Source organism: Algoriphagus sp. NF (assembly GCF_028823735.1).
GTDB lineage: Bacteria > Bacteroidota > Bacteroidia > Cytophagales > Cyclobacteriaceae > Algoriphagus > Algoriphagus marincola.
In genome coordinates this window covers 1-2,788 of the sequence record NZ_JAPEIB010000080.1, presented here as the reverse complement: position 1 = coordinate 2,788, position 2,788 = coordinate 1, and the positions used below count along the sequence as shown (strand labels likewise).

The window sequence follows — 2,788 nt, the reverse complement described above, 5'->3', positions numbered from 1 at the left end:
TATGAAGAGCATGATCTTCGGCTCCGCGCCTATTTCACTGAGGCATCCAATGGGGAATTCAATTATACGGGAAAACTTTCTGGTGCCACGCAGAATTTCGGAGGCATCAGTGTGGGGGAATTGTATTTAAATGCTGCTGAAGGAAACCTGAGGTCGGGTCAAACAGCTCCTGCATTAGAATTATTAAATGAGTTTCTTGCATTGAGGTACGATGCAGCCAATTGGGTACCATTAAACTTTACCGATTCATCTGAACTTCTGGATAGGATTTTGGAAGAAAGGAGAAAAGAATTGATAGGTAGAGGAATACGATGGGTGGATTTACGAAGATTAAACCAGGAAGAAAATCCAATTACACTTATTAGGAAAGTTAAGGGCCAGCAATATGAATTATTACCAAATTCATTGCGGTACACCTTTCCAATTCCGCAGGAGGAAATAACCCGAAGTGGAATAGCTCAGAATCCCAGATAAATAGAAACCCGAGGCTCAAAGGGCCTCGGGTTAATTTTAAGGAAGACAGATTACAATTCTATGAAATCGCCTTCACTGAGCACATTTGGGACTCCGGTTGCTGGATCATCGTTGGAAAACTCCACCAGACAATCCATTGAACTTTCGTCACATTCATATTCGCCTTGGTTGACGATTTGCGTCACTTCCCTAAATCCATTCGGTTGGGAAGGGTCAGGGGTAAAGATTTTGGTAGCTGTCCTTTCGCTTCCAAAATTTGGCACGTTCATCGCCATGGCTAGGCTAGCCCCCAGCACCAATGCCAGTGCCGGAAGCAGTTTTCTTAATTTGTTCATAGTTGAGGACCCTTTTTTAACCAATCAAAAAGGGACAAAACGTTTCGGTTGTTTGCCTACTCTGATGAGGGTTTTCGGCTTCTCCCTATCTGCTCATCGGTATTGGTCTGCTTCTCACCCAGGCCATCGAGAAGAATGAGCATTTTTTTATTTATTGCTATATTAGTTAAACTTTTTCCGGCTCCGAATGTCACCTTCGGAGGCCGTGGGGTAGCTGTCGCAGCAGCTACCCCTAAATTCTTTAACCTTTAAGGACTTTAGATTCGAACCCTTAATATTCAGTACTTAGATTATTTTGATGGAATCAGAGCCCTGAAGTCTTTTATGGATAATTCAGAAAATCCCATAATCCCTGGCATAGATCGCACCTTCAGTGCTCTGATTTTTGAATTTGTATTTCTTCCCCAAATTGAATTTGGGGTTGATAAAGAATACTCCTTCAGCGCATCAATTCACCCTTACTTCCATCTTCCCACTTCATTCTCCCTACTTCACACTTCCCTCTCCCTACTTCCTACTTCCAGCTTCCCACACCTTACTTCCACCTTCTTACTTCCTCTTCCTCATTCCTAATTTCCCATTCCCAACTCCCAACTTCCAGCTTCCCTCTCCCCACTTCCTACTCCAATCTTTCCATTCACTCATCACATATGAGATAGCTTCGTCACGCATCAAAGTCAATCAATTAAATCTATGTTTTCTGAAGCGCAACTCGCTATGACGGGGAACCTACTTCCCTCTCCCTACTTCACACTTCCTACTTCCCACTTCTTAAATCCGCCTCCGTCTTGCTGGGGAATATAATTTTTTCTCCAATTTAAATTTTTAGGCCCAGCGCTGGTTTTCTAGGCTACCTTAGAACCCTGGGTTTCACCCAGGGCTATTAATATTAGACCCCTTCAGGGTCCTTTTTTTATTCCTAGCCGAGACCAGCAAACCTTCTATTCAACTTAGAGCTTTCCAACTTCCAGCATCCTGCTTCCTACTTCCCTCTCCTAATTCCTAATTTCCTTCTCCCCACTTCCAACTCCCTTCTCCCTTCCATCCATAATCCTGCAATGGAAAGTATCATTAAACTCAGGTTCAGAATCATATGGGCACCCCATCCCATCGAATCCAGAAGTCCGGCACAGTTGCAGGGAACTCGGGGAAAGGCACCTACCCAAATCAGTCCCACATAGCAAAGGAATACCGTCAGCAAGAGTAGGCTTCCCAAATAGCCCCACCAGCGGCTGATGCTCGATACCAAGAGGATGGCCAAGAGTATCTCGGCGATGGGTATGGCGTAGCTTAAGATTTCTGCAAGCTCAGCAGGAAAGGTCTGATTGTGGAAGGCCTTTCGACTCTGCTCAAATCGGATCAATTTGTCCAGGCCTGTATAGGTCCAGAGAAATATCAAAATAAAGCGGATTCCTTGTTCCATTTTTAGCATGTTGGTTTCTATCAACTGATTGAACCAAATTTTAGCATTTAGATAGAATTCATAATCATTCATTTGGGGGACTTCGAATTTGAGTCCATCACATAAAGGAAATCGATCTGATTTTTTTGGAAGCCCCTAGCCTATTTGGTTTTATTCTTCAGCAATCCTGGAAACACTAAAAAGCAGAAATCCAAATTTTCTGAGGTATATCTAAAAATTTTACCATCCAAAAACCCTCAAATAAAGGGTTTTTGAACTTAGCCTACCTTTCCTCACAACTTCAGCTTTGGTTTTTTTATGGAGAGAACTAAATTAACATTGAGTTTTTAGTTCAACCAAGTGGCATTGGAATTTTTTCAGCCCTTGGATTTGCAAGGTTTTCCAACTTAAACATCAAGCATATGAAGAAGGAAAAAGACTATTTCATCGAGCTCATGAGCGATTACAATCAGATTAAGGAAATCTCTGAGGAGGATTATAAGACTGTGTTTCAAAAATTGATTCTACGAAGGGTTCCCAAAAACTTTTTCTTGAAGGAAAGCAATATGCCCGATGG

General features: G+C 42.4%; 4 protein-coding genes. 2 read left to right on the top strand and 2 right to left on the bottom strand.

Annotated elements, in window-relative coordinates; translation table 11 throughout:
• On the top strand, nt 1-474 hold a 474-nt coding region (locus OU792_RS18315; RefSeq protein WP_274671020.1), incomplete at its 5' end, for a RagB/SusD family nutrient uptake outer membrane protein.
• Nucleotides 475-524: 50 nt separating this feature from the next.
• On the opposite strand, the gene OU792_RS18310 is transcribed toward OU792_RS18315, so the two are convergent.
• Nucleotides 525-809: a DUF6520 family protein gene (locus OU792_RS18310; protein ID WP_274671019.1), complete on the bottom strand. Its 285-nt coding sequence runs from the start codon at nt 807-809 to the stop codon at nt 525-527.
• 324 nt (nt 810-1,133) lie between these two features.
• On the opposite strand from OU792_RS18310, the gene OU792_RS18305 reads away from it, so the two are divergent.
• Nucleotides 1,134-1,382, top strand: a complete 249-nt coding sequence (locus tag OU792_RS18305; RefSeq protein WP_274671018.1) for a hypothetical protein — start codon at nt 1,134-1,136, stop codon at nt 1,380-1,382.
• A gap of 409 nt (nt 1,383-1,791) precedes the next feature.
• On the opposite strand, the gene OU792_RS18300 is transcribed toward OU792_RS18305, so the two are convergent.
• The gene (locus OU792_RS18300; protein WP_274671017.1) at nt 1,792-2,304 is read right to left on the bottom strand and encodes a MauE/DoxX family redox-associated membrane protein; all 513 of its coding nucleotides are present in this window, start codon (nt 2,302-2,304) and stop codon (nt 1,792-1,794) included.
• Nucleotides 2,305-2,788: the final 484 nt, after the last annotated feature.